At 44.5% G+C, this 25,706-nt stretch carries 30 protein-coding genes and 1 other annotated feature; of the genes, 25 read left to right on the top strand and 5 right to left on the bottom strand.

Going from position 1 to position 25,706, the window contains the following annotated elements:
- Window positions 1-32: 32 nt before the first annotated feature.
- The 4 genes from HBA50_RS07475 to HBA50_RS07460 form a co-directional block, all read right to left on the bottom strand.
- Window positions 33-350, bottom strand: coding sequence for a DUF960 domain-containing protein (locus HBA50_RS07475; protein ID WP_045498988.1), 318 nt, complete (start codon window positions 348-350; stop codon window positions 33-35).
- A 187-nt stretch (window positions 351-537) separates the two neighbouring features.
- Entirely contained in the window at window positions 538-1,071 is a 534-nt protein-coding gene (gene ntdP, locus HBA50_RS07470) for a nucleoside tri-diphosphate phosphatase (protein WP_005590859.1), read from the bottom strand.
- A gap of 86 nt (window positions 1,072-1,157) precedes the next feature.
- Complete coding sequence (gene recX, locus HBA50_RS07465) at window positions 1,158-1,934, bottom strand: recombination regulator RecX (RefSeq protein WP_045498989.1); 777 nt, start codon at window positions 1,932-1,934, stop codon at window positions 1,158-1,160.
- A 26-nt stretch (window positions 1,935-1,960) separates the two neighbouring features.
- Window positions 1,961-2,737, bottom strand: a complete 777-nt coding sequence (locus HBA50_RS07460) for an aminoglycoside 3'-phosphotransferase (protein ID WP_045498990.1) — start codon at window positions 2,735-2,737, stop codon at window positions 1,961-1,963.
- A 55-nt stretch (window positions 2,738-2,792) separates the two neighbouring features.
- Here HBA50_RS07460 and rlmD point away from each other — a divergent pair, with 55 nt between their 5' ends.
- The gene (rlmD, locus tag HBA50_RS07455) at window positions 2,793-4,151 is read left to right on the top strand and encodes a 23S rRNA (uracil(1939)-C(5))-methyltransferase RlmD (RefSeq protein WP_045498991.1); all 1,359 of its coding nucleotides are present in this window, start codon (window positions 2,793-2,795) and stop codon (window positions 4,149-4,151) included.
- 232 nt (window positions 4,152-4,383) lie between these two features.
- On the opposite strand, the gene HBA50_RS07445 is transcribed toward rlmD, so the two are convergent.
- Window positions 4,384-5,316, bottom strand: coding sequence for a nitronate monooxygenase (locus HBA50_RS07445; RefSeq protein ID WP_005590852.1), 933 nt, complete (start codon window positions 5,314-5,316; stop codon window positions 4,384-4,386).
- A gap of 293 nt (window positions 5,317-5,609) precedes the next feature.
- Between HBA50_RS07445 and HBA50_RS07440 the strand changes: the two genes are divergently transcribed.
- The 24 genes from HBA50_RS07440 (at window position 5,610) to trpB (ending at window position 25,690) form a co-directional block, all read left to right on the top strand.
- Entirely contained in the window at window positions 5,610-5,840 is a 231-nt protein-coding gene (locus HBA50_RS07440; protein WP_045498993.1) for a DUF1858 domain-containing protein, read from the top strand.
- 2 nt (window positions 5,841-5,842) lie between these two features.
- Entirely contained in the window at window positions 5,843-7,204 is a 1,362-nt protein-coding gene (locus HBA50_RS07435; RefSeq protein WP_045498995.1) for a DUF438 domain-containing protein, read from the top strand.
- Between the two features lie 26 nt (window positions 7,205-7,230).
- Entirely contained in the window at window positions 7,231-7,485 is a 255-nt protein-coding gene (locus HBA50_RS07430) for a DUF1912 family protein (RefSeq protein ID WP_002899692.1), read from the top strand.
- A gap of 344 nt (window positions 7,486-7,829) precedes the next feature.
- Complete coding sequence (locus HBA50_RS07425; RefSeq protein ID WP_045498998.1) at window positions 7,830-8,231, top strand: hypothetical protein; 402 nt, start codon at window positions 7,830-7,832, stop codon at window positions 8,229-8,231.
- Window positions 8,232-8,249: 18 nt separating this feature from the next.
- Window positions 8,250-10,895 (top strand): valine--tRNA ligase, encoded by a 2,646-nt coding sequence (locus tag HBA50_RS07420; RefSeq protein ID WP_045499001.1) that lies wholly within the window; start codon window positions 8,250-8,252, stop codon window positions 10,893-10,895.
- Window positions 10,892-11,989, top strand: a complete 1,098-nt coding sequence (locus HBA50_RS07415) for a hypothetical protein (protein ID WP_179856622.1) — start codon at window positions 10,892-10,894, stop codon at window positions 11,987-11,989. Before HBA50_RS07420 ends, HBA50_RS07415 begins: the two co-directional genes overlap by 4 nt.
- 131 nt (window positions 11,990-12,120) lie before the next feature.
- Window positions 12,121-13,371, top strand: a complete 1,251-nt coding sequence (locus tag HBA50_RS07410) for a diaminopimelate decarboxylase (RefSeq protein ID WP_045499004.1) — start codon at window positions 12,121-12,123, stop codon at window positions 13,369-13,371.
- 57 nt (window positions 13,372-13,428) lie between these two features.
- Window positions 13,429-13,677 carry a YneF family protein gene (locus HBA50_RS07405; RefSeq protein WP_015605536.1) on the top strand — a complete coding sequence of 83 codons (249 nt, stop codon included), beginning with the start codon at window positions 13,429-13,431 and terminating at the stop codon, window positions 13,675-13,677.
- Between the two features lie 99 nt (window positions 13,678-13,776).
- Window positions 13,777-14,571: a glutamate racemase gene (gene racE, locus HBA50_RS07400; protein ID WP_045499008.1), complete on the top strand. Its 795-nt coding sequence runs from the start codon at window positions 13,777-13,779 to the stop codon at window positions 14,569-14,571.
- Complete coding sequence (locus tag HBA50_RS07395) at window positions 14,568-15,545, top strand: nucleoside-triphosphate diphosphatase (protein ID WP_045499011.1); 978 nt, start codon at window positions 14,568-14,570, stop codon at window positions 15,543-15,545. The genes racE and HBA50_RS07395 overlap by 4 nt, the downstream gene beginning before the upstream one ends.
- Window positions 15,521-16,042: a metallophosphoesterase gene (locus HBA50_RS07390; protein WP_045499014.1), complete on the top strand. Its 522-nt coding sequence runs from the start codon at window positions 15,521-15,523 to the stop codon at window positions 16,040-16,042. The genes HBA50_RS07395 and HBA50_RS07390 overlap by 25 nt, the downstream gene beginning before the upstream one ends.
- A complete protein-coding gene (gene cbpB / locus HBA50_RS07385) occupies window positions 16,039-16,500 on the top strand; it encodes a cyclic-di-AMP-binding protein CbpB (RefSeq protein WP_045499017.1) in 462 nt (153 codons plus the stop codon). The genes HBA50_RS07390 and cbpB overlap by 4 nt, the downstream gene beginning before the upstream one ends.
- Complete coding sequence (xerD, locus tag HBA50_RS07380; RefSeq protein WP_045499020.1) at window positions 16,497-17,228, top strand: site-specific tyrosine recombinase XerD; 732 nt, start codon at window positions 16,497-16,499, stop codon at window positions 17,226-17,228. Before cbpB ends, xerD begins: the two co-directional genes overlap by 4 nt.
- Before the next feature lie 2 nt (window positions 17,229-17,230).
- Window positions 17,231-17,941: a segregation/condensation protein A gene (locus HBA50_RS07375; protein ID WP_045499023.1), complete on the top strand. Its 711-nt coding sequence runs from the start codon at window positions 17,231-17,233 to the stop codon at window positions 17,939-17,941.
- The gene (scpB, locus tag HBA50_RS07370) at window positions 17,934-18,479 is read left to right on the top strand and encodes an SMC-Scp complex subunit ScpB (protein WP_005590827.1); all 546 of its coding nucleotides are present in this window, start codon (window positions 17,934-17,936) and stop codon (window positions 18,477-18,479) included. Before HBA50_RS07375 ends, scpB begins: the two co-directional genes overlap by 8 nt.
- 133 nt (window positions 18,480-18,612) lie before the next feature.
- On the top strand, window positions 18,613-19,344 hold the full coding sequence (locus HBA50_RS07365; protein ID WP_045499026.1) for a pseudouridine synthase: 732 nt from the start codon (window positions 18,613-18,615) through the stop codon (window positions 19,342-19,344).
- A complete protein-coding gene (gene yidD / locus HBA50_RS07360; protein WP_080940875.1) occupies window positions 19,341-19,601 on the top strand; it encodes a membrane protein insertion efficiency factor YidD in 261 nt (86 codons plus the stop codon). The genes HBA50_RS07365 and yidD overlap by 4 nt, the downstream gene beginning before the upstream one ends.
- Window positions 19,602-19,686: 85 nt before the next feature.
- Window positions 19,687-20,226: a 16S rRNA (guanine(966)-N(2))-methyltransferase RsmD gene (gene rsmD / locus HBA50_RS07355; protein WP_045499030.1), complete on the top strand. Its 540-nt coding sequence runs from the start codon at window positions 19,687-19,689 to the stop codon at window positions 20,224-20,226.
- Window positions 20,216-20,701 carry a pantetheine-phosphate adenylyltransferase gene (gene coaD, locus HBA50_RS07350; RefSeq protein ID WP_045499033.1) on the top strand — a complete coding sequence of 162 codons (486 nt, stop codon included), beginning with the start codon at window positions 20,216-20,218 and terminating at the stop codon, window positions 20,699-20,701. The genes rsmD and coaD overlap by 11 nt, the downstream gene beginning before the upstream one ends.
- A gap of 22 nt (window positions 20,702-20,723) precedes the next feature.
- On the top strand, window positions 20,724-21,791 hold the full coding sequence (locus HBA50_RS07345; RefSeq protein ID WP_037586341.1) for a SepM family pheromone-processing serine protease: 1,068 nt from the start codon (window positions 20,724-20,726) through the stop codon (window positions 21,789-21,791).
- A gap of 162 nt (window positions 21,792-21,953) precedes the next feature.
- Window positions 21,954-22,517, top strand: coding sequence for a YutD family protein (locus tag HBA50_RS07340; RefSeq protein WP_045499035.1), 564 nt, complete (start codon window positions 21,954-21,956; stop codon window positions 22,515-22,517).
- Between the two features lie 9 nt (window positions 22,518-22,526).
- The gene (gene rlmN / locus HBA50_RS07335) at window positions 22,527-23,615 is read left to right on the top strand and encodes a dual-specificity RNA methyltransferase RlmN (protein ID WP_045499038.1); all 1,089 of its coding nucleotides are present in this window, start codon (window positions 22,527-22,529) and stop codon (window positions 23,613-23,615) included.
- Window positions 23,602-24,141: a VanZ family protein gene (locus HBA50_RS07330; protein WP_045499040.1), complete on the top strand. Its 540-nt coding sequence runs from the start codon at window positions 23,602-23,604 to the stop codon at window positions 24,139-24,141. The genes rlmN and HBA50_RS07330 overlap by 14 nt, the downstream gene beginning before the upstream one ends.
- Window positions 24,142-24,216: 75 nt before the next feature.
- Window positions 24,217-24,447 (top strand) — a binding site (T-box leader).
- Window positions 24,448-24,508: 61 nt separating this feature from the next.
- On the top strand, window positions 24,509-25,690 hold the full coding sequence (trpB, locus tag HBA50_RS07325; protein ID WP_045499042.1) for a tryptophan synthase subunit beta: 1,182 nt from the start codon (window positions 24,509-24,511) through the stop codon (window positions 25,688-25,690).
- The last annotated feature ends 16 nt before the right edge of the window (window positions 25,691-25,706 follow it).

Raw genomic sequence — 25,706 nt, 5'->3', positions numbered from 1 at the left:
TAGTGACGGTGTCTCAACTGGATTTTGCTTTCTTAAAACATGGAGTATTCATCGGCTAACATGACCGTCTCTCTGCCGTTATTATCCACAACGTAGATCATGCGAGGATAGAACGGGTCAAATTTATAGGTGAAATCAAAGGAGATGAGTGTATCGAGATGGTCCTCTGAAAAACGAAAAGTCAGCTTCCCTTCGTTATTGATCAATTCGAAGCGAATCAGATTATTCAAAGGGAAAACATCTTTAAGGAAGTTGTCGATGATGTACCAGAAAGTGTCAATCACATCATCTGGGAGGCTAGTGATAGCGCCAAAGCTGGCATAGCGACCACGAGTATTGGTAAAAGCCATGAGACTCACTCCTTTCTGGAAATTTTGCTATGGAGGAGCAGAAATTGGTCCTCTAGTGCTTTACTAGCAGCATTGATGGTTCTATCATACAAGAAATAAGTAGGAATTGCAAGAAATTGCTTCCTTGCTAGACAAAGGATTTTTGAGAAAGAAAGCAAGAAAAAAGAGCTTGCGCTCTTTGACAACTTTATCGATTCTTTAGTTCAACATAACGTTTGTACCAAATTTTCACATAAGCATCGGAGAAGGGACCGCGTTCGTTGTTGATCCAGTCAACCAGAATCTTGACGTTTTCCTTGAGAATGAAATCCAAATCATCCGAATAGTTCATTTGCCTTTTATGACGCTCATACTCTTCCACATCAAGCAGCCGTTTTTCTCCGTCTGTGAAGACCTTGACATCTAAATCATAGTCGATATACTTAAGGGCTTCATTGTCCAGATAGTAGGGGCTGGCAAGGTTGCAGTAGTATGAAGTACCATTATCACGAATCATGGCAATGATATTAAACCAATATTTCTTATGAAAATAGACAATGGCAGGCTCTCGTGTTACCCAGCGCCGGCCATCACTTTCTGTTACCAGTGTGTGGTCATTAACGCCAATAATGGCATTTTCTGTTGTCTTTAGTACCATGGTATCTCGCCAAGTGCGGTGAAGATTCCCATCATGCTTATAACTTTGAATTGTAATAAAGTCGCCTTCTTTGGGAAGTTTCATAACCTACCAACTTTCTACAATTTATAAGTTTATCCTCTTTATTGTAACATATTTTCATAAAAATGCCTAAGTTTTCATAGAAAATCTTAAAGATATTCTCTTAGAGCGCTGGCAATGTCCGAAAAATCATAGCCTTTGCGGGCCAGAGCTTGGGTCAGACGCTGTTTTAAGTCGTAGCCCTCGTACTTTTTGGAGTACTTGCGGTATTGTTTGTCTAGCTCTTTATAGAGTAGCTCTTGCTGGTTTTCCTGGTCTTCTTCAATTTCCAAATGCTGATAGGCGTTTTTGGCTTGTCCATAGGAAAAACCTTTGTTTATCAGAGCTTGGAGGATTTTATCTTGCAAAGCTTTACTAGGAAGCTTTCCTTGGTATTTCTTTAAAAGTTTCCCAGCAACTCGCTCAGCTACTTCAGGGAAATCAAATTGTCTTAGCTCTTCTTCGATAATAGTGCTAGAAATCCCTTTTTGACTGAGTTTTTGCTTGAGAACAAAAGCGCCCTTGTCACCAGTGAGAAGGTTGGATTGGATATAAGAATTGGCATATTTTCTGTCGTTGATCCAATTATCTTTTTTCAAAGCGTCCAAGACTTGGCTGATGACGTCTGGTTGGATATCGTGCTGGGTCAGGTAGTCATTAACTTCCTTGGCAGTCCTTTGCTTGAAGGAGAGATGGTAGAGGGCTAGATTTTTTCCATAGGAAAATTGGGCATAAGTTTGAATCTCTTTTAACTCCTGCTCCGTGATTTCCATCCCTTTAGACAGCATGAAGCGGACGATAGTGTCTTCTGTAATATAGAGCTTTTCACTGTCGTCCAACTCCAAGAGGTAGAGTCTTTTTTTCTTTTCGATTTTTGTGATTTTCATAAGAGATTTTGGTAAAATCCTTTCTTTTAGCCAAATGCTTCAAAGGCAGCTATCAAGCGAAGTTTGTCTGTATCAACATCCTTCCGGCCATAGTAGTCAAGAAAGAGCTCTGCGTATTGTGGGTCAGATAAATTATAAGTAAGAGACCAGATCGCCCAGTAAAGATCAATGTGGTGATCGCTGAGGCCAGCGAGACCAACGTCGATAAAGCAGGAGAAGGTGGAAGCGTCTTTCAGAATGAAATTAGGCAAGCAGGCATCTCCATGAATCAGGGCGTCCGTCGTCAATAGGTGTCCCTGTTCTTGGATAAGCTGGTAGGCTTCCTCACGACTTTGGATGTGAAATTGAGGCAGCAAGGCTTTTTGATAAAAGCAACCTTTCTGATAATTTTCCTCTGCCTGCTCTTTATAGTGTTGGAGGCGATGCTGGATTGGGAAATGCTGGGGTTGGATGCTGTGAAGTTTTTTGAGTGCGGCAGCTATTGTTTGGCAAAGCTCTTCTGGCTGTTGAAGAAAGGCTAGGGCATCCTTGCCCTCGGCTTCTCTAGTCAGCAGGTAGTCATGATCTGCTGATAGGTAGTGAATGACAGGCACACCGAGTTCTTGCTTCTCAAACCATTTGGCAAGTGTGGCTTCTTGGGATAACTTGCCTTTTTGGTCAATTTTCAAATAATAGCCCGTATCGGCATAGAAAACACGGGCGCTTGAATGTGAGGAGCTGTCGTAAAAATTGGCTCCCTCTAGATAAGTTCGGATTTGCTCAGGGAATTGGGCTAGTGGAAGGGATATTTTTTCTGCTTTCATACTTTTATTGTAACATATTCTCAACGAATCGACTCTAGCGTGGTATAATAGAGGCATGAATGTAAAAGTGAAGCAAAGAATTCCCCTAAAAATCAAGAAAATGGGAATCAATGGGGAAGGAATTGGATTTTATAAGAAAACGCTGGTCTTTGTGCCCGGTGCTTTGAAAGGTGAAGAAGTCTACTGTCAGGTGACCAAGGTGCAGCGGAATTTTATCGAGGCCAAGCTCTTGACCATCAACAAGCGGTCGAAATTTCGGGTGGAAGCGCCTTGTGAAATTTATGAAAGCTGCGGGGGCTGTCAAATCATGCACCTCCACTATGACAAGCAATTGGAATTTAAGGAAGATTTGCTGCGTCAGGCTCTGAAAAAGTTTGCACCAGCTGGCTATGAAAACTATGAAATTCGTCCAACCATTGGCATGCAGGAGCCACTCTATTACCGGGCCAAGCTGCAGTTTCAGACTCGGAAATTTAAGGATGAGGTTAAGGCGGGGCTTTATGCCCAGAATTCCCACTATCTGGTCTCGCTGAAAAACTGTCTGGTTCAGGACAAGGTAACGCAGGCTATTGTCAATAAGGTGGCTCGGCTTTTAGGTAAATACAGGCTGCCCATCTATGATGAGAGAAAGACTGCTGGGGTACGCACTGTCATGATTCGCAGAGCCAGAAAGACGGGTCAGGTGCAGATGATTTTTGTGACAGGGCGCAAGCTGGACTTTTCTCCAGTCGTTCGAGACCTAGTGGCTGAATTTCCTGAGTTGGAGACAGTAGCGGTCAATTATCATACGAGCAAGTCCAGTGAGATTTACGGGGATAAGACAGAGATTATCTGGGGCGAGGAAGCCATTCAAGAGGGTGTGCTGGACTATGAGTTTTCCCTGTCGCCTCGTGCTTTTTATCAGCTCAATCCTGAGCAGACAGAGGTGCTCTATGGGGAGGCGGTCAGGGCTTTGGATGTGACGGAAGAAGACCATTTGATTGATGCCTATTGCGGGGTAGGGACCATCGGCTTTGCCTTTGCTAAAAGGGTCAAGTCTCTGCGGGGCATGGACATCATCCCTGAGGCCATTGAAGACGCTAAGCGCAATGCGAAACGGATGGGCTTTGACAATACGCTCTACGAGGCTGGAACGGCAGAGGAGATCATTCCTCGCTGGTATGCTGAGGGCTATCGAGCGAATGCCTTGATTGTCGATCCGCCGCGAACGGGTCTGGACGATAAGCTGCTGGAGATGATTGTTCGCTATGCACCTGAAAAGATGGTCTATGTTTCCTGCAATGTCTCAACCTTGGCGCGCGATTTGGTCAAGCTATGTCAGGTATACGATGTCCACTACATCCAGTCAGTTGACATGTTTCCCCATACCGCTCGAACCGAAGCAGTCGTGAAATTGGTCAAAAAAGACAAGTAAAAGAGCGATTTATTTAGAAACAAGCCTAAATGAACAGCAAAAGAGGCTGGGACAAAAGTCCTAGCCTCTCAATTGTCTTTGGATTATCGAGCAAGACGCAGTGGTTGAGTGGGCTCTACTACGCTGATTTCATCAGCTTTTATAGCCCTACTCAACTGTGCGGAGGTGGGACGACGAAATCGAATTCTAACGAATTACCGATTTCTGTCCCACTCTCTTTTGAGTTAGAGGATTATAGCTTGATTTCAGTGTTTTGGAGAACCTTTTGGGCATCGGCAACGATTGTGTCGAGGATTTCTTTACATGGACGAATTTCCTTGACTAAGCCTGCGATTTGGCCACTCATCATAGAGCCATGCACGGTATCTCCTTCATAAACAGCTTTAGAAAGAGAACCGATGGTGATTTCTTCGAGTTCATCACGATTGGTGCCCTTGTTTTCTAGTTCGATATAGTGGTCGGTCATTTCATTGCGGATACAACGAACCGGTGCACCAGCAATACGACCAGTAACGGCAGTAGCAGTGTCATTGGCTGCGACAATGGCATCCTTGTAGCCTGCTGAAATTGGGCATTCTTCAGAAGCTAGGAAGATAGTTCCCATCTGAACCCCTTGTGCACCGAGGACAAAAGCGGCAGCGAGACCACGACCATCGGCAACGCCACCTGCAGCGATGACTGGAATATCAACGGAGTCAACAATCTGAGGAATGAGAGCCATAGTATTGGTTTCACCGATGTGGCCACCAGCTTCAGAACCTTCAGCAATCACGGCATCAACTCCGAGCTCTTGCATTTTTTGTGCGTGTTTGACACTGGCAATAACAGGGATTACCTTGATACCTGCCTCTTTCAGATAAGGCATGATGAATTTTGGTGTACCAGCCCCAGTCGTTACGACAGGAACTTTTTCTTCAATGATGACCGTCACAATCTCCTTGATATTTTTCATCATGAGCATGACATTGACGGCAAATGGCTTGTCAGTCAATTTACGCAGTTCACGGATTTCTTCGCGCAACTGCTCACCCGTCATTCCACCTGAAGCAATGATTCCCAGTCCGCCAGCTTCTGAAACAGCTGCCGCCAGTTGGTAGTGGGAAATCTGAGCCATAGCTCCTTGGAAAATAGGGTACTTGATATTCAACAATTTTGTAATAGACATAGGGCAACTCCTTTATTCTGTATTTAAAATCATTATATCACTATAGTAAAGCGTTTTCAATGAAGCTGTAATCTGGCAAAAGCCAGGAGTTTGTGAAAGAAATCTCAGAAATGGTTGATAAGAATAGCCTTTCCTTGTGAAATTAAATTTATCAGTGTCCTTATAACAATAACTTATAGCCTATTAGAATTTGTTATATACTCCAAGCTTGGATTTGAGCAAGTGATGGAAAGGATTTTTATTGGACGCATCTTTTGTGATATAATAATAAAAAATACACGGAGGTAGGGCATATGGATAATGTGATTGATTTGTCTATTCCAGTGGCAGAAGTGATTGAGAAGCAGCCTGAAGTTTTAGATGTCTTGGTCGAGTTGGGCTTTAAGCCTCTGGCCAATCCTGTCATGCGCAATACAGTCGGGCGCATGGTTTCTATCAAAAAAGGAGCCAGCATGAATGGCATTGACCTGGATAAAATCAAGCAAACGCTGGAATTAAACGGCTATGAAGTGGTGGGGATTTAGAAATGGCTACTGAACGCATTGAAGTCCTCAAGTCAATCTTGCTGGACCTACATAATGGAGCTTCTGCAGAGTCCGTTCAGGAGCTTTTCAATGAGCATTTTGCTGGTGTGTCCGCTATCGAAATCAGCCTGATGGAGCATGAGCTGATGAACTCGGATACGGGAGTGACTTTCGAAGATGTCATGTCCCTCTGCAATGTCCATGCCAACCTCTTTAAAGGTGCCATTCAGGATGTGGAGGTGGCTGATACCGACCATCCAGGCCATCCTGTTCAGATCTTCAAGCAGGAAAATTTAGCGCTGCGGGCTGCCCTTATGCGGGTTCGCAGGCTCCTATCCACCTATGAAAGTACAGAAGATGAGGAGCTTCTTCCTGAAATCCGCAAGGGTCTCCAACGCCAGCTGGGTTTGGTGGGACAGTTTGATATCCACTATCAGCGCAAGGAAGAGCTCATGTTTCCTATCATGGAGAGCTACGGCCACGATTCGCCGCCCAAGGTCATGTGGGGAGTAGATGACCAGATTCGCGAACTTTTCCAAGAGGCTAAGATTGCTGCAGAGCAACTGCCGGATACTTCGATTCAAGAGGTCAAGGACAAGTTTGAGGTTTTTGCTGCTGAGTTTGAAGCTATGATTTTCAAGGAAGAATCCATCCTTCTCATGATACTCCTTGAGTCCTTTCATCAGGATGACTGGCTCAAGATTGCTGAGGAGAGTGATGCTTATGGCTATGCTATCATTAAGCCGACGGAGAAATGGATTCCTGCGCGGCGCTCATTCTCGGAGGAGGAAGCTGGGAATGCTGCTGATGAAGGAAGCGAAGCGCCAGCAAGCACAGAGCAGACTAGTGATGGCAGATTTGAGCAGGTCATTGATACGCCAGATGGTCAGGTCACCATTTCCTTTAAGCCTAAGGAAAAGAAGGAGCAAGCCTTTAATCGGGAGTCCCAGCAGCCTTTTGGCCATGGCTATCTGTCGGTGACGGAGGCCAATCTGATTTTGGACCATCTGCCCATGGAGATTACCTTTGTCAATAAGGACGATATTTTCCAGTATTATAATGACAGTGTGCCGGCGGACGAGATGATTTTCAAGCGGACGCCGTCCCAGATAGGGCGCGATGTCGAGCTCTGTCACCCGCCCAAGTTTTTGGATAAGGTCCGGCGGATTTTCAAAGCTCTGCGCGAGGGAGAGCGGGACAAGTTTGAGATGTGGTTCAAGTCGGAATCGCGGGGCAAGTTTGTCCATGTGACCTATGCGGCGGTGCGGGATGAGGCCGGTGAATTTCAAGGGGTGCTGGAGTATGTACAGGACATTCAGCCCTTCCGTGATATTGACAGTGATTTTTACCGAGATTTGGACTAGGTATTTGCAGTTAGAAAGTGAGAAAAATGAGTTACGAACAGGAATTTTTACAGGAGTTTGAAGCTTGGGTCAAGACCCAGGTCATGATTAATGAGATGGCCCTCAAGGAGAGTCAGGCAGTCTACGAGGCGGACCAGGACGAGAGGGCCAAGGAAGCGGCTATTCGCTATGAAAGTCGTCTAGATGCTTACCAGTTCCTTTTAGGAAAATTCGCCAACTATCAGGCGGGCAAAGGATTTCACGACCTGCCAGATGGACTTTTGGGTGAGAGAAATTATTGATTTTTCGCTGGAAAGGTGATAGAATAGGTTCATCAGAGGTGTTTTGAGTCAAGCATTTTACAGAAAGTGGCGGTGCTGAGAAGTCCACAAATGTGTCAAAACTGGTTGCTGATGGATGAAAAATTGAAATACAAGTGTCTTTTTGTTTCCTTTTAGGACTAGGCAAGGAGCTGCAGGCTATACTAGCGTATGCCAAAGCGACTTAACGCCGTCATAAAAGAGAAAGAATAAGAGAAAAGTTGCGGGCGCTTGCCCGAAATTGGGTGGTACCGCGGATAAACACATTCGTCCCTGTCTAGCTTGAGCTGGATGGGGATATTTGTATAATTGAAAGGAAATAGAAAATGAGTACAAGTGACATAATTTCGCTATCAGGTGTGATAGTAACTGCGATTGGAGTTTATATTTCTTGGGCAATATCAAGACAAAAAGGTGAGTCAGAAAATAACTCGTTTGATTATAATGCAAGAAAAGACGAAAGTGTGAAAAGTTACTTTGCTAGAGTTTTTAGTCAGTTAGAATCGGATTCTAAATATGATTTATCTAAATTACACGAATATTCATGGTTGTCATTTTCTAGCAATGTTAGTTGGAGAAAAAATGAAATAAAAACTTTAGTTGTTAATGGACGTACGATTTACCTTAGTACAAATCGTAATTTAAAACCAAAAGGAAATCCAAATACGGATAAAACATCAGCTCAATATTTAATAAAAGAAAAATTACTTCATGATTTAAAAAAATAGAATAGAAAGGACAAAAACATGTCTAAAGAACTTTCACCTAAATACAATCCAGCCGAGGTTGAGGCTGGTCGTTATCAAAAATGGCTTGATGCTGATGTTTTCAAGCCTTCAGGCGATCAAAAGGCTAAGCCTTATTCGATCGTCATTCCACCACCAAACGTAACTGGGAAACTTCACCTTGGTCACGCTTGGGATACGACTCTTCAGGATATCATTATCCGTCAAAAACGTATGCAAGGTTTCGATACGCTTTGGCTTCCTGGTATGGACCACGCGGGGATTGCGACTCAGGCTAAGGTTGAGGAGCGCTTGCGTGGTGAGGGCATTACACGTTACGACCTCGGTCGAGAAAAATTCCTCGATAAGGTTTGGGAATGGAAAGACGAATATGCCACTACAATCAAGGAACAATGGGGTAAGATGGGGCTCTCTGTAGACTACTCTCGTGAGCGTTTCACTCTTGACGAAGGTTTGTCAAAAGCCGTTCGTAAGGTCTTTGTGGATCTATACAAGAAAGGTTGGATCTACCGTGGTGAGTTTATCATCAACTGGGACCCAGCGGCTCGCACAGCCCTTTCTGATATCGAAGTAATTCACAAGGATGTTGAAGGTGCCTTCTACCACATGAATTACATGCTAGAAGACGGCTCACGCGCCCTTGAAGTGGCGACAACTCGTCCTGAGACCATGTTTGGGGACGTTGCCGTTGCGGTCAATCCAGAAGACCCACGCTACAAGGACTTGATTGGTAAAAATGTCATCCTTCCAATTGCTAATAAATTGATTCCAATCGTTGGGGATGAGCACGCAGATCCTGAATTTGGTACTGGTGTCGTGAAAATCACGCCTGCCCACGATCCAAACGACTTCTTGGTTGGTCAACGTCACAACTTGCCGCAAGTCAACGTCATGAACGACGACGGAACTATGAATGAGCTTGCCTTCGAGTTTGCAGGTATGGACCGTTTTGAAGCTCGTAAGGCAGTCGTTGCCAAGTTGGAAGAAATTGGTGCCTTCGTTAAAATCGAAAAACGTGTCCACAGTGTTGGTCACTCAGAGCGTACAGGTGTTGTGGTTGAACCACGCTTGTCTACTCAATGGTTCGTTAAGATGGACCAATTGGCTAAGAATACTATTGCCAACCAAGATACAGAGAACAAGGTAGAATTCTACCCACCTCGTTTCAACGATACCTTCCTTCAATGGATGGAAAATGTTCACGACTGGGTAATCTCTCGTCAGCTCTGGTGGGGTCACCAAATCCCTGCTTGGTACAATGCCGAGGGTGAAATATATGTCGGCGAAGAAGCTCCAGAAGGTGAAGGTTGGACTCAGGACGAAGATGTCTTGGATACGTGGTTCAGTTCGGCTCTTTGGCCATTCTCTACCATGGGCTGGCCGGATGTCGACTCAGAAGACTTCAAACGTTATTATCCAACATCAACTTTGGTGACTGGTTATGATATTATCCCGTTCTGGGTATCTCGAATGATTTTCCAAGGTTTGGAATTTACTGGCAAATCGCCATTCAAAAATGCATTGATTCATGGTCTGATTCGTGACGAGGAAGGCCGTAAGATGTCTAAATCACTGGGCAATGGGATTGATCCGATGGATGTTATTGATAAGTACGGAACAGATAGCCTGCGTTGGTTCCTTTCAAACGGTTCTGCACCAGGTCAAGACGTCCGCTTCTCTTACGAGAAAATGGATGCTTCATGGAACTTCATTAACAAGATCTGGAACATCTCTCGCTACATCCTCATGAACAATGAAGGCTTGACTCTCGAGCAAGCAACTGCCAATGTGGAAAAAGTTGTCAACAAGGAAGCTGGTAATGTCACAGACCGCTGGATTCTCCACAACCTCAATGAAACCATCGGAAAAGCAACTGCCAACTTTGACAAGTTTGAGTTTGGTGTGGCTGGTCACATCCTCTACAACTTCATCTGGGATGAGTTTGCGGACTGGTACGTTGAGTTGACTAAGGAAGTCCTTTACAGCGATAATGAAGAAGAGAAAGTCATCACACGCTCTGTTCTCCTTTACACCTTGGACAAGATCCTTCGTCTTCTCCACCCAATCATGCCATTCGTGACAGAGGAAATCTTTGGACAAATCTCAGAAGGTTCGATCGTGACAGCAGAATATCCAACTGTAAATCCAGCCTTTGAAGACCTTGTTGCCCACACAGGTGTCGAAAGCCTCAAAGACTTGATCCGTGCCGTTCGGAATGCGCGTGCGGAAGTAAACGTAGCCCCAAGTAAGCCAATCACAATCCTTGTTAAGACTAGCGATAGTGACTTGGAAGCCTTCTTTAACAGCAATGTCAACTACATCAAACGCTTCACAAATCCAGAGCACTTAGAAATTGCATCAACCATCTCTGCACCTGAACTCGCAATGTCAAGCGTCATCACAGGAGCAGAAATCTACCTGCCACTCGCAGATCTCCTCAATGTCGAAGAAGAACTGGCTCGTCTCGATAAGGAACTCGCTAAATGGCAAAAAGAACTGGATATGGTCGGTAAGAAGCTCTCTAACGAACGCTTCGTAGCCAATGCCAAGCCAGAAGTTGTCCAAAAAGAACGCGACAAACAAGCCGACTACCAAGCTAAGTACGACGCGACCGTAGCGCGGATTGATGAGATGAGGAAAATATGACTGCAATTTCTAATATGATTGCTAATTTGAGGCAATGGATTAATCAACACGAGAAACTAATTAACTGGATAATTGCTCCTATAATAGTTGGATTGATTTTAATTGTTCTTCCTATTATTTTTAGTAACGTTAGAAAATATTTTGGAAACGTTAAAATAACAAACAAGAACTTTATAAATGTTCCCAAAATTGTTAATGGTGAGGAATTACGAAGTGATGATACAAATGTTTTAGAAAATTATGTTCAAGCTAAATTTATTATCGAAAATAATAAATTTGAGAGTACAATTCACAAGTTTATTTTAACGAATGTATCTGTCGAACCTTATCAATATGTTGATTTAGTTATTCAGAATGGTTTTAATAATGATACTCAGATTGTAGATTTTTACAGATTTAATAATGGAACTCAACAGAGTAACGCAAAAGAATATAAAGTTGATATTATATACCATAATTCAATAGATAATAGTACCAGTATCATTAGGAGTGGATCAATAGCTGGTAAACCATTAATGGGAGGTGATATTGAATCAATATTTAAAATCGACTTATCCGATTCTAAAATAAAAAAACATTTTGATGATAAAATTCCTGATTATAAACAAGATATTAAAATTACTATACGCTCTGATCATGAAGAAAGTCAGATAGTCATACCATATTTAAGTTCAGAGGGAAAATTCAGTAGAAATCTTGGATTTAATGGAGGACCGCTCGATAAACCTATTGTCCCAGTGCTTGAATTAGTTAAGCCATATAAACAGGATTATAACTTTATTATTGATCAAAAACTAGTGGAAGGAAAAAATTATTTCAAATTTAACATTTTAGTCGACAAAGCAAGTTTAATAACTTATGATATTGCTTTGATTGATGATAAAGGAAAGACTATAGTAAGAACAAAACAAAAGAATCCTATTCAGATAAGATTTCCTCAATACAAACTTTTATCTCCTTATAAAGATGATATTTATTATTATATGAAAATTAATAGACTAAATGAGAGTAATATTAGCGAGGTGAAGTTTCGACAACCAAAATTAGTAAATAATATTGATAAAACTAAAGAGGAATATAATTTGCAAAAATAGGATTCATTTAAAGGCTCTCGGGTTTCTGTGATGGATAAAACCATTGTAGAAATTCTGGAGCCTATTTTTTCTCCTCCCAAACCCACACTTGTGATATAATATTGTCAGTAAAAGAGAAAGTAGGAGCGTGTATGAAAACTCCATTTATCAGTCGTGATCGCTTGGCGGAGCTGACCGCGCAATTCCCAACGCCTTTCCATCTTTACGATGAGAAGGGGATTCGAGCGAGAGCGCGGGCTTTGCACGAGGCTTTTGCTTGGAATCCTGGTTTTAAGGAATATTTTGCCGTCAAGGCGACACCGAATCCTGCTATTTTAAAAATCCTCAAGGAAGAGGGCTGTGGTGTGGACTGTGCCAGCTATGTGGAGCTGCTCATGAGCCAAAAGCTGGGCTTTGCTGGGGATGAGATCATGTTTTCGTCCAATAATACGCCAGCCGAGGAGTTTCGTCTGGCGCGGGAGTTGGGAGCGACCATCAATCTAGATGCTTACGAAGACGTGGCTTTCTTGAAGGAAGTGGCTGGAATTCCCAGGGTGATCTCTTGCCGCTACAATCCCGGTGGTGTCTTTGAGCTTGGGACTAGTATCATGGATCATCCAGAGGAAGCCAAGTTTGGTATGACCAAGGCGCAGCTGATTCAGGCTTTCAAAGAGCTTAAGGAGCTGGGAGCAGAGACATTCGGCATCCATGCCCTCTTAGCCTCCAATACTGTCAGCAATGACTACTATCCAGCACTGGCTCGGCAGCTTTTTGAGCTGGCTGTTGAGATTTTAGAAGCAACAGGAATTAAGCTAGACTTTATCAATCTGTCTGGCGGTGTCGGGGTCAACTATCAGCCTGATGGCGAGGAAAATGACATTGCGGTCATCGGTCAAGGAGTTCGTCAGGCCTATGAGGAAATCTTGACACCAGCTGGTCTGGGTCAGGTCAAAATTTTCACAGAGTTGGGGCGTTTTATGCTAGCGCCTTTTGGTCTCTTGGTGACCAAGGTGACGCACAAAAAGCAAACTTATCGGACTTATCTGGGAGTGGATGCTTCTGCGGTCAATCTCCTGCGTCCCGCTATGTATGGAGCTTATCACCATATTACCAATATGGATCGGCCAGAAGGAGCGACGGAGATTGTCGATGTGGTCGGCAGCCTCTGCGAAAACAACGATAAATTTGCCATCCAGCGGGAGTTGCCTGTCAGTCAGATTGGCGATACGCTGGTCATTCACGACACTGGTGCCCACGGCTTCTCCATGGGCTACCAATACAATGCCAAACTGCGCTCTAGCGAGATTCTCCTAGAGGAAAATGGGCAGGCTCGTATGATTCGTCGGGCAGAAAGGCCAGAAGATTATTTCGCGACTCTCTACGGCTTTGATTTTGAAAAATAGAGATAATTTGGTATAATTAAGAGTAATGTAAAAAATGAAACAGGAGTTCGGATTATTATGAATACATTGTTAGCAATTTTATTGATTATGCTGGCTTTCTTTGGTGGGATTTTGCTTGGTATGTACTTACTTCGCCGTCAGGTTGAGAAGGAATTTGCGGAAAATCCACGTCTTAATGTAGAAGCGGTGCGGATGTTGCTCAGTGCCAATGGTCAAAAACCAAGTGAAGCACGCGTTCAACAAGTTTACCGTCAAATTATCAACCAACAAAAAGCAGCAGTTGCTAAAAATAAAAACAAAAAATAAGCTTCTCTCAGCCGCCCTTTGGTGGCAGACGGAGATTTCTATATAAAAAATGGGGATTTGGGCTAGGCTTCCAATCCCTTGTTTTAGAAAGAAGACTATATGGATAACCGACCGATTGGATTTTTAGACTCTGGGGTGGGCGGTCTGACTGTTGTCCGTGAATTGATGCGGCAACTCCCCCATGAGGAAGTGGTTTATATAGGTGATTCGGCTCGGGCTCCATATGGTCCTAGGCCGGCGGAGCAGATTCGAGACTATACTTGGCAGTTGGTCAATTTTCTCTTGACCAAAGATGTCAAGATGATTGTCATTGCTTGCAATACTGCCACAGCTGTTGTCTGGGAGGAAGTCAAGGCTAAGTTGGACATTCCTGTCCTCGGTGTGATTTTGCCCGGAGCCAGCGCTGCTATCAAGTCTACGACTGGTGGCAAGATTGGGGTCATCGGGACTCCTATGACGGTTCAGTCCGACATTTACCGAAAAAAGATTGAGGCCCTATCTCCTGAGATGGAGGTGCAGAGCTTGGCTTGTCCTAAGTTTGTCCCGCTGGTGGAGTCAAATGAGCTCCAGTCCAGCCTGACTAAAAAGGTGGTCTATGAGACACTTCATCCTCTGGCGAGCAAGGTGGACACCCTTGTCTTGGGCTGTACTCATTATCCTTTACTCCGGCCGATTATTCAAAATATGATGGGGCCGAGCGTCAAGCTGATTGACAGCGGGGCTGAATGTGTCCGGGATATTTCTGTCCTGCTCAATTATTTTGAAATCAATCGTAGCCGTGAAAAGCACGAACTGAATCATCGTTTTTATACTACAGCCAATGCTAAGAGATTTGCGGAAATCGCAGAAAACTGGCTGAATCTGAAAGTCAATGTGGAGCATGTGACCTTATGACAAAAAATATTTATGAATACAAAGATGCCTCTGACTGGTATGTAGCTGAGTGGGGGCAAAGTGCCTCTTATAGTGAATTTGAGCGAGTGCCAGCCGAAGCTTCTGATATTTTAGACCGCTTAGAGAGTATTTTTGCGGAAGAAGAGCTAAGCCTGCCCTTAAATATCACGGTCATTCGCTATGGCTCAGCCTTTCGCTTTTTGACCTTCTTGCTGGATATTTTAAACCAAGAAACGGATCGAAAGTTGGAATTGTTGCAGCGACAGGGAGCCCTTCTCTTGGTTGAAGGGGGCAAATTGCTCTATGTCCATCTGCCACAAACTGGTGTGGATTTACAAGCCTTTCTGGGAGCAAAAGATGTCAAAGACACCCTCTTGATTGCGACGCGCAATGAGGGCAAGACAGCAGAGTTTCGCAAGCTTTTCGGGAAGTTGGGCTATGAGGTGGAAAATCTGAATGACTATCCTGATTTGCCAGAGGTGGCTGAAACAGGCATGACCTTTGAAGAAAATGCCCGCCTCAAGGCTGAAACGATTAGCCAGTTGACTGGCAAAATGGTGTTAGCAGATGATTCAGGTCTGCAAGTGGATGTCTTGGGAGGTCTACCAGGCGTCTGGTCAGCTCGCTTTGCTGGTGTTGGTGCAACAGATGACGAAAACAATATCAAGCTCCTGCATGAGCTGGCCATGGTTTTTGATATTAAAGACCGCTCTGCTCATTTCCACACGACTCTGGTGGTCGCAAGTCCAGATAAGGAATCCTTGGTGGTCGAAGCGGATTGGCCGGGCTACATTGCCCATGAGCCAAAGGGTGAAAATGGCTTTGGCTATGATCCTTTGTTCTTGGTCGGAGAGACAGGAAAAACATCAGCTGAGCTGACAATCGAAGAGAAAAATGCTCAGTCCCATCGTGCGCAAGCAGTGCAAAAATTAATGGAGGTATTTCCAGCATGGCAAAGCAAACAATCATCGTAATGAGCGATTCCCATGGGGACCGTGCCATTGTCGAAGAAATGAAAGATCATTATCTAGGAAAAGTCGATGCTATTTTCCATGATGGAGACTCAGAATTACCTTTTGAGGATGAAGTCTGGGAAGGAATTCATGTCGTAGCGGGGAATATGGACTTTTATCCTGGTTATCCAGAGCGGCTAGTGACAGATTTGGATGGGACCATTATTGCCCAGACCCACGGGCACCTTTTCAATATCAACTTTAGCTTCCAAAAGTTGGATCTCTGGGCTCAGGAAGTGGGTGCAGATATCTGTCTCTATGGCCATTTGCATATTCCAGATGCTTGGATGCAAGGCAAGACTCTCTTTCTCAATCCGGGCTCCATTAGCCAACCTCGTGGCTCAATCAATGAGCGTCTCTATGCTAAAGTAGAGATTGACGATGATCGCTTTAAAATTGATTTCTATACGCGAAATCATGAACTCTATCCAAGCTTGTCCAAGGAGTTTGCCCGATGATTGCTAAGGAATTTGAAGCCTACCTTCTGGATTTGGAAGACACTTTTTTGACGCCGGGGGAGAATCTGGCGGTCATGATTGACACGCACAATGTGGATCATGCCATTCTCTTGCTTAGCCAGATGACCTATTCACGCATTCCAGTGGTGACTGCGGAGAAAAAGTTCGTTGGCACCATTTCTCTGACGGATATCATGGCTTATCGGATGCAGCATGAGCTGGAAGAGGAAGAGTTTATGTCTATGGACATTGTCCACATGACACGAAAGGATGGTCTGACTGTCGAGCCAGATTACAAGATTGCGGACGTTTTACACAAGTTGGTGGATGAGTCGTTCCTGCCTGTTGTGGATAAAGAACAACATTTTTATGGCATCATTACTAGAAAGTCGATTTTAAAAGCTGTTAACTCGTTGATGCATACCTTCACGAGTCAGTATGAGATTTCCAAAAAATGAAAGAACATATCACTCCTTTTTTAGAACAAAAAAATATCTCAGAAAATTCAAAATTAGCCTATTCCTACGATTTGGAGCAATTTGTCAATGAAATCCACAGCAAGGTGACAGAAACCAATTTGCGGATTTATCAAGCCTCTATCAAGGATTTCAAGGCAGCTGTCCAGAAGCGGAAGCTCTCAGCGGTCAATCAATTTCTTTACTATCTTTATGAGAATAAGATGATTGGGGAATTTCACCGCTTGACCCTGCCAAAAGTCTATATTTCCAAGGAACTGGAAAGCGAGCTGATGGACTTGTCAGCCTTTTGGGAAACTTCTGCGGTACCGCAAGGTCGGTTGATAGCGCTCTTGATTTTGGAAATGGGTCTCTTGCCAAGTGAAATCCTGCAGGTCAAGGTTGAAGATGTCAATCTTGATTTTCAGGTTTTACGGATTGAGAAGGCTGGGCAGAAGCGGATTATTAAAATTCCTGAAAGTCTGACGAGCGAATTGGGCGATTATTTGACAGGGACTTATTTATTTGAAAAGAATGGCAAGTCCTATTCACGCCAGTGGGGTTTTCGTCAGCTAGAAGCTTTCTTGATCGAGCAGGGGCAGGCCAGCTTGTCGGCTCAAAGCCTGCGGGAGCAATTTATCCTGCGTCAGCGGGAAAAAGGTGTCGGCATCTATGACATTGCTCGTGATCTGGGATTGAAGACAGTGATTACATTAGAAAAATACAGATAAGAATGGATATCAAGTTAAAAGATTTTGAGGGACCGCTGGATCTGTTGCTCCACCTCGTATCCAAGTATCAGATGGATATTTACGATGTGCCCATTACCGAGGTCATCGAGCAATATCTGGCTTATGTGGCCACCTTGCAGGCCATGCGGCTGGAAGTAACGGGAGAATACATGGTCATGGCCAGCCAGCTCATGCTAATCAAGAGTCGCAAGCTCTTGCCCAAAGTGGTAGATCAGGTGGATCTGGAAGATGATCTGGAGCAGGACTTGCTGAGTCAGATTGAGGAATATCGGAAGTTCAAGTTGCTGGGGCAGAAAATGTCCCTCCAGCATGAGGACCGGGCTCTTTACTACTCCAAGCCCAAGCTGGAATTGGTCTATGAAGATGCTGAACTCCTGCACGACAAGACAGCCGTTGATCTCTTTTTAGCTTTTTCCAAGGTGATGACCAAGAAGCAGGAGGAGTTTTCTAAGAGTCATACGACCATTGTGCGAGATGAGTATAAGATCGAGGACATGATGGAAGTGGTGCGCCAGCGCTGTCAGGCTCACAAACGCCTTGCCCTGCAGGATATTTTCGCAGAAACCAAAGACATGAATGAAGTGATTACGCTCTTTTTGGCAACCTTGGAGTTAGTCAAGGTGCAGGAGGTGCAGGTCATTCAGGAGGAAAACTTTGGAAATATTTATTTAGTAGGAAGAAAGAATGAGTAAATTAGCAGAGATTGAAGCCCTGCTTTTTGTGGCGGGGGAAGATGGTTTGAAAGTTCATCAGCTATCAGAAATCCTTTCCTTGCCGCCGACTGGTGTTATCCAGAGTTTGGAAAAATTGGCGGAGAACTATCAGGCAAATCCTGACTCCAGCTTGACCTTGCTGGAAACGTCAAAGACCTATAAGTTGGTCACCAAGCCTGAATTTGCTGAGATTTTACGAGAGTATTCGCGGGCACCGATTAACCAGAGCTTATCCCGAGCGGCACTGGAAACCTTGTCGATCATTGCTTACAAGCAGCCCATTACAAGGGTGGAGATTGATGATATTCGCGGGGTCAATTCCAGCGGGGCGATTTCGAAGTTACTAGCCTTTGAGCTGATTCGGGAAGATGGCAAGAAGGAAGTCATTGGCCGTCCCAATCTCTATGTGACGACGGATTATTTTCTGGACTATATGGGCATCAATCATTTGGACGAATTGCCGATTGTGGACGAAGCGGAGCTCATTGCTGAGGAAAGTCAGCTTTTCGGAGAGTGATGAGTTCATCCTAAAGGGACCGTTTTTTGAATATTACCAAGCTTTGAGGGAGGAACTGCTTTCCCTATTTGCCATTTTTCTAGCTGTTAAAGTTGTGAAAATGGTCTTTGTATCTTGTGAAAGGACAATATCGATGAGAATCAATAAATACATTGCCCATGCGGGAATTGCCAGCCGGAGAAAGGCTGAGGAATTGATCAAGCAGGGGCTAGTGACCGTGAATGGTCAGGTGGTGCGTGAGCTAGCGACCACCATTAAGTCTGGTGACCGAGTGGAAGTGGAAGGCCAGCCTATCTACAATGAAGAAAAGGTCTACTACTTGCTCAATAAACCGCGCGGGGTGATTTCCAGTGTGACCGACGACAAGGGGCGTAAGACAGTCGTTGATTTACTGCCACAGGTCAAGGAGCGGATTTATCCTGTTGGCCGACTGGACTGGGACACTTCTGGTGCCTTGATTTTGACCAATGATGGTGATTTCACGGATGAAATGATTCACCCGCGAAATGAAATTGACAAGGTCTATGTGGCGCGTGTCAAGGGTGTAGCCAATAAGGAAGTTCTGCGTCCGCTGACCCGCGGTCTAGTCATTGAGGGTAAGAAAACCAAGCCAGCTGTCTATGAGATTCTGAAAGTCGATCTAGTGAAGAATCGCTCGGTGGTTCAACTGACCATCCACGAAGGGCGTAATCATCAGGTCAAGAAGATGTTTGAAGCGGTGGGGTTGCCAGTGGACAAGCTTTCACGGACTCAGTTTGGACATTTGGATTTAACTGGGCTCAAGCCAGGTGAAGCACGTCGATTGAGTAAAAAGGAAGTCAGCCAGTTGCATAACTTGGCTGTGACCAAAACTAAGAAAAAATGATTAAGAAAATATTGATAGCGCCGGTTCGATTTTACCAGCGCTTTATTTCCCCTGCCTTTCCGCCTTCCTGCCGCTTTCGGCCGACTTGTTCCAATTACATGATTGAAGCCATTGAAAAACACGGAGCCAAGGGGGTGCTGATGGGATTTGCAAGAATTGGTCGCTGCCATCCCTGGTCCGAGGAAGGGGATGGTCCAGTGCCGGATCATTTTAGCCTCCGACGAAATAATTCTAAAACAAACTTAGAACGGAAATAGCCTTGTTTCCGTTTTTTGCTAGAGAATAAAGTCCAGCTTTAGCAATTACTATCAGCTTTTCAATATTTTTGTTATAATGTTTTTTATGAGAGTTGTTTCAGGAAAGTACGGGGGCAGACCCCTCAAGACATTAGATGGCAAGACAACGCGACCTACGACAGATAAGGTCAAGGGCGCGATTTTTAATATGATTGGGCCTTATTTTGATGGCGGTCGGGTGCTGGATTTGTATGCAGGTAGCGGTAGTCTGGCGATTGAGGCAGTATCTCGCGGTATGGAGTCGGCTGTTTTAGTTGAAAAAGATCGGCGGGCGCAAGCTATCGTGGCGGAAAATATTGCCATGACCAAGGAAGCAGCGCGCTTTGAGCTATTTAAGATGGAGTCGAGTCGAGCGCTGGAGCGGTTGACTGGCCAGTTTGATCTGGTTCTGCTGGATCCGCCCTATGCCAAGGAGCAGATTATTGCGGATATTGAGAAAATGGCGGAGCGCAAGCTCTTGAGCGAGGATATTATGGTTGTTTGCGAGACGGATAAGTCGGTTGATTTGCCAGAAGAAATCGCAGACTTGGGTATTTGGAAGCAAAAAATATATGGAATTTCAAAGGTGACGGTCTATGTCAGATAAAATCGGGCTCTTTACTGGGTCATTTGATCCCATTACCAATGGACATGTGGACTTGATTGAGCGGGCTAGTCGGCTGTTTGATCGCTTGTATGTGGGAATCTTCTACAATCCTCACAAAGAAGGATTTTTTAGCATCCATGCGAAAAAAAGAATGGTTCTAGCGGCTTTGGCGCATTTGGAAAATGTGGAAGTCATCACGTCGCATGATGAATTGGCGGTCGATGTGGCAAAAAGACTAGGTGTGACTGCTCTTGTCCGTGGCCTACGTAACGGTCAGGACTTGGACTATGAAGCTGGCCTGCATTTTTTTAATAAGGAATTGGCACCTGATTTGGAGACCATATTTCTGCTGAGTCAGCCGACCTACCGATATATCAGTTCTTCGGCGATGCGGGAATTGATTGCTTTTCAGCAGGATCTTTCTGCCTATGTACCAGCGAGTGTGATTGAGGAGTTAGAGAAAAAAGATGAATAATGACATGACAAATCCGGAAAAGATGACGAAGGAAAATAAACGTGGTTTAACAGTAGTTGGTTGTGCTGGAGTAGCCTCTATTATCGTGCTTGTGCTCTTCCTATTCTCTTTCATTGTTCCATTGCCATACTATATTGAGGTGCCTGGGGGAGCAGAAGACATTCGAAAGGTTCTGACTGTGGATGGAAAAGAGGACCAGGCAGCAGGTTCCTATAACTTTGTAACTGTTGGGATCCAGCATGCAACCTTTGCCCATCTGGTCTACGCTTGGTTGACCCCTTTTACAGATATTTATTCGGCTCAGGACATGACAGGTGGCTCGAGTGATGCTGAGTATATGCGCATCAACCAATTTTATATGGAAACGTCGCAGAATATGGCCAAATACCAAGGCCTCAAAGCTGCAGGAAAAGACATCAAGATGAACTATCTGGGTGTCTATGTTTTAAAAGTAGCTCCGAATTCGACCTTTAAAGGAATTTTGAATATTGCGGATACAGTTACGGGAGTCAATGATAAGACCTTTGAAAGCTCGGAAGACCTGGTCAAATATGTCAATTCTCAGGCTCTGGGCGATAGTGTCAAAGTGACCTACGAGGAAGATGGAAAAACCAAGACGGCGACGGGAAAAATCATCAAGCTGGAAAATGGCAAAAACGGAATTGGCATTAGTTTGATTGACCGCACGGAAGTCAACAGTAGTGTTCCGATTGAATTTTCAACTGAAGGTATCGGTGGTCCCAGTGCTGGCCTCATGTTTAGCCTAGCCATTTATACTCAGCTAGCCAATCCAGACCTGCGAGACGGCCGCGTGATTGCGGGAACGGGCAGCATTGACAGAGAAGGCAAGGTCGGTGATATTGGTGGGATTGACAAAAAAGTCGTCTCTGCTGCCAAGATCGGAGCGACAATCTTTTTTGCTCCAGATAATCCTGTCAGCGAGGAAGAAAAAAAGGCTAATCCCAAAGCCAAGACCAACTATGAAACGGCGCTTGAAGCAGCCAAGGAAATCAAAACGGATATGAAAATCGTGCCTGTCAAAACCCTTCAGGATGCGATTGATTATTTAGAAAAAACCAAAAAATCTTAGTTTCGGCTAAGATTTTTGTCTTTTAGAGACGAACGAAGGGTGTTTTTTATTAAATCGTCTGACTTTTTACAGAAAGATCTTTTTCTTCTGAAAAAATATAAATTCCCCTTGTTTTGTGATAAAATAATATGAAGTAAGATAGATGAATGACAAAGGATAGGTATGCGTAAAGAGATTTCACCTGAGTTGTATAATTACAATAAATTCCCCGGCCCAGAATTTAAGCAAATGGGCAGCAAGATAATTGCAGAAAAATTTGAGTTTGAATTAGTGGAGAATTATAAAGAAGCCTTTGACTTGACGGCCTTTCACCAGCGCTTTTCAGAAATTTTGAACAAGTTCGACTATATTGTCGGCGACTGGGGCAATGAGCAGTTGCGGTTGCGCGGTTTTTATCGGGATGAGAAAGCCAAGGAAAATGCAGAGAAAATCAGCCGTTTGCAAGACTATCTGCTAGAATATTGTAATTATGGCTGCGCCTATTTTGTTTTGGAAAATGCTCAGCCAAGACGGGCCGCCTTTGACAAAAAATCCCACCATAAGAGAAAATCGGATGGCAAAAAACATCCAGAAATTTCTAGGGAACGTGGCTCTAAAAAAACGAAGGATGAGCAGAAAAAGAATCGTCCAAAGGCAAACAAGAACAAACAACAGAAACAAGGCAAACAGACAAAGCAAGCGGCATCTAGCCAATCGCAGCGCCATTTTGTCATTCGTCAGAAATAAAGGAGAAACATGAAACCATCGATTTATAGCTTAACGCGAGAAGAAATGATTGAATGGGCGGAAGCTCAGGGAGAAAAGAAATTCCGTGCTAGCCAGATTTGGGAGTGGCTCTATCGCAAGCGTGTCCAGTCATTTGAGGAAATGACCAACCTGTCCAAGGACTTGATTGCTAAGCTCAATGATCAGTTTGTTGTCAATCCGCTTAAACAGCGTATTGTCCAAGAGTCTGCTGACGGTACGGTCAAGTACCTTTTTGAGTTGCCGGACGGTATGCTGATTGAGACGGTGCTCATGCGCCAGCACTACGGACTTTCTGTCTGTGTGACCACCCAAGTTGGCTGCAATATCGGCTGTACTTTCTGTGCTTCTGGCTTGATAAAAAAGCAACGCGACCTTAATAATGGTGAGATTGTTGCGCAGATTATGCTGGTTCAAAAGTATTTTGACGAGCGTGGTCAGGACGAGCGGGTTAGCCACATCGTCGTTATGGGGATTGGCGAGCCTTTCGATAACTATAAGAATGTCTTGAAGTTTGTCCGGACGGTCAATGATGATAAAGGTTTGGCCATCGGTGCCCGCCATATCACGGTTTCAACTTCAGGGCTGGCTCATAAGATCCGTGACTTTGCTAATGAAGGCGTGCAGGTCAATCTGGCTGTTTCACTGCACGCACCCAACAATGAACTACGTTCTAGTATCATGAAAATCAACCGTGCCTTTCCGATTGAGAAGCTCTTTGCGGCCATTGAATATTATATCGAAACCACCAACCGTCGGGTGACCTTTGAATATATCATGCTCAATGAAGTCAATGACGGTGTAGAGCAGGCCAAGGAACTGGCTGAGCTGCTTAAGAACATTAAGAAGCTGTCTTATGTCAATCTCATTCCTTACAACCCCGTTAGCGAGCACGATCAATACAGCCGCAGTCCCAAAGAGCGCGTGATGGCCTTCTATGACACCCTCAAGAAAAACGGCGTCAACTGCGTGGTTCGTCAGGAGCATGGTACAGATATTGATGCAGCCTGCGGCCAGCTGCGTTCCAATACTATGAAGCGAGATCGTGAGAAAGCATTGGTTGAAAATGTTCAGCCTTAAAATTTATCTGACTTCAGACGGTGAGCTGACAGCTAAGGGGCGGAAATTGCTGGTAGGAGGATGCGGACTCTATTTCTTGATGCTTTGCATCCTGTGCTTTATTCCTCAGGTTCCAGAGCCGGGAATGGAGACGCCAGGTATCCAGTACTTTGGTCGAATAGTGGTTTTGTTAATCCCTTTTAATTCCGTTGTTAACATTGGCGAGATTACTTCTTGGATCCAGCTGGTCAAGGTCTTTATCCAAAATCTAGCCAATATCTTCTTGCTGTCGCCCTTAATCTTCCAATTGCTTTGGCTCTTTCCGAAATTGCGGAAGACAAAAAAGGTTGTCTGGCTGAGCTTTGGGATGAGTCTGTCTATCGAAGTGACTCAGATTCTGCTGGACCTTCTTATCAATGCCAATCGAGTCTTTGAGATTGATGACCTCTGGACCAATACTTTGGGTGGTTATCTGGCTTGGCGGGCATTTCAGCTTGGTCAGAAAATCTGGAAAAATCGCCAAGGCGACGCTTTCAAGGCAGATTAGTGAAGAAAAAGTTTGGATTTAGAAGAAAAAATAAAATTTTTTCTTGACAAGAAAAAGGGAAAGGCCTATAATGAAATAAATCATCAGAAAAGTAATAATTTTTTCTACTTTCAGGGAGCCTGTGGTTGGTGGAAACAGGTAGTGGAAGGTTATGAAGTGGGCTGATGCAAAAAAATGAATTTGAAGCAATAAAAATTCGGTGAGCACACCTTACAGTGCAGCTTGTTGTTAGACAAGACAGAGATATGGAGGCAGTCTATACTTTTCTCCATAATTGAGGTGGCACCGCGATTTTACGCCCTCACACAGATTTTTTCTGTGTGTGGGCTTTTGTTTTGTTTGAAAATAAAGAAATGAGGCAATTAAGATGACAGAAACTAAAGGATATTTTGGACAATTTGGCGGCTCCTTTGTACCGGAGCCTATCCAGACCTTGCTGGATGAATTAGAAGCTACTTTTGAGAAGTATAAGGATGATCCAGAATTTTTAAATGAATACCGGCATTATTTGGCAGATTATTCAGGCCGGGAGACTCCGCTCTACTATGCAGAAAGTCTGACCCAGCACCTGGGCGGAGCTAAGATTTATCTGAAGCGGGAAGATCTCAATCATCTGGGCTCCCATAAGCTTAATAATGTTTTGGGACAGATTCTTCTAGCTAAGCGCATGGGCAAGACCCGAGTCATTGCTGAAACTGGAGCTGGTCAGCATGGTGTGGCAACTGCGGCAGCCGCGGCTAAGTTTGGTATGAAGTGCGATGTTTACATGGGTGCAGAGGATGTAGAACGCCAGCGCCTCAATGTCTTTCGAATGGAAATGATGGGGGCGACTGTTCACGCTGTGGAAACAGGAACCAAAACCCTCAAGGATGCGGTTGATGCAGCCTTTGGAGCTTGGATGAGTGATTTGGAAGCCTTCTATGTTTTGGGTTCGGCTGTCGGACCTCACCCTTATCCGACGATTGTCCATGAGTTCCAAAAGGTGATCAGTGAAGAATCTCGCCGTCAGATTTTGGACAAGGAAGGCCGCTTGCCGGACTATGTCATTGCCTGTGTAGGTGGTGGCTCTAATGCTATCGGTGCTTTCTCTCAGTATGTGGCAGATGAAGAAGTTAAGTTAGTGGGGGTTGAAGCAGCCGGGCGGGGCCTTGATACAGACCAGCATGCAGCGACCATGACCAAGGGAAGCGTCGGAGTAGTGGACGGTATGAAGACTTACGCTGTCTTTGCTGAAGATGGTCAGGTGGCACCGGTTTACTCCATTTCAGCAGGCTTGGACTATCCTGGAGTTGGTCCTGAACATGCTTTCTTTAAAGATTCTGGTCGAGTAGAATACGTAGCAGCGACAGATGATGAAGCTGTGGATGCCTTGCTTCTCTTGACACAAAAGGAAGGCGTTTTACCGGCAATCGAAAGTTCTCATGCCATTGCTGAAGCCATCAAGCGGGCTCCGCAATTGTCATCTGACCAAATCATCATTATCAATGTATCTGGTCGTGGAGACAAGGATGTGGCAGCCATTGCCGACTATCTAGAAAAACGAAAATAAATTACCCAGCAGAAGA

It is taken from the genome of Streptococcus cristatus ATCC 51100 (assembly GCF_011612585.1).
Lineage (GTDB): Bacteria > Bacillota > Bacilli > Lactobacillales > Streptococcaceae > Streptococcus > Streptococcus cristatus_H.
The sequence above is the reverse complement of the archived record's forward strand: the minus strand, read 5'-3'. Positions and strand labels throughout refer to the sequence as shown.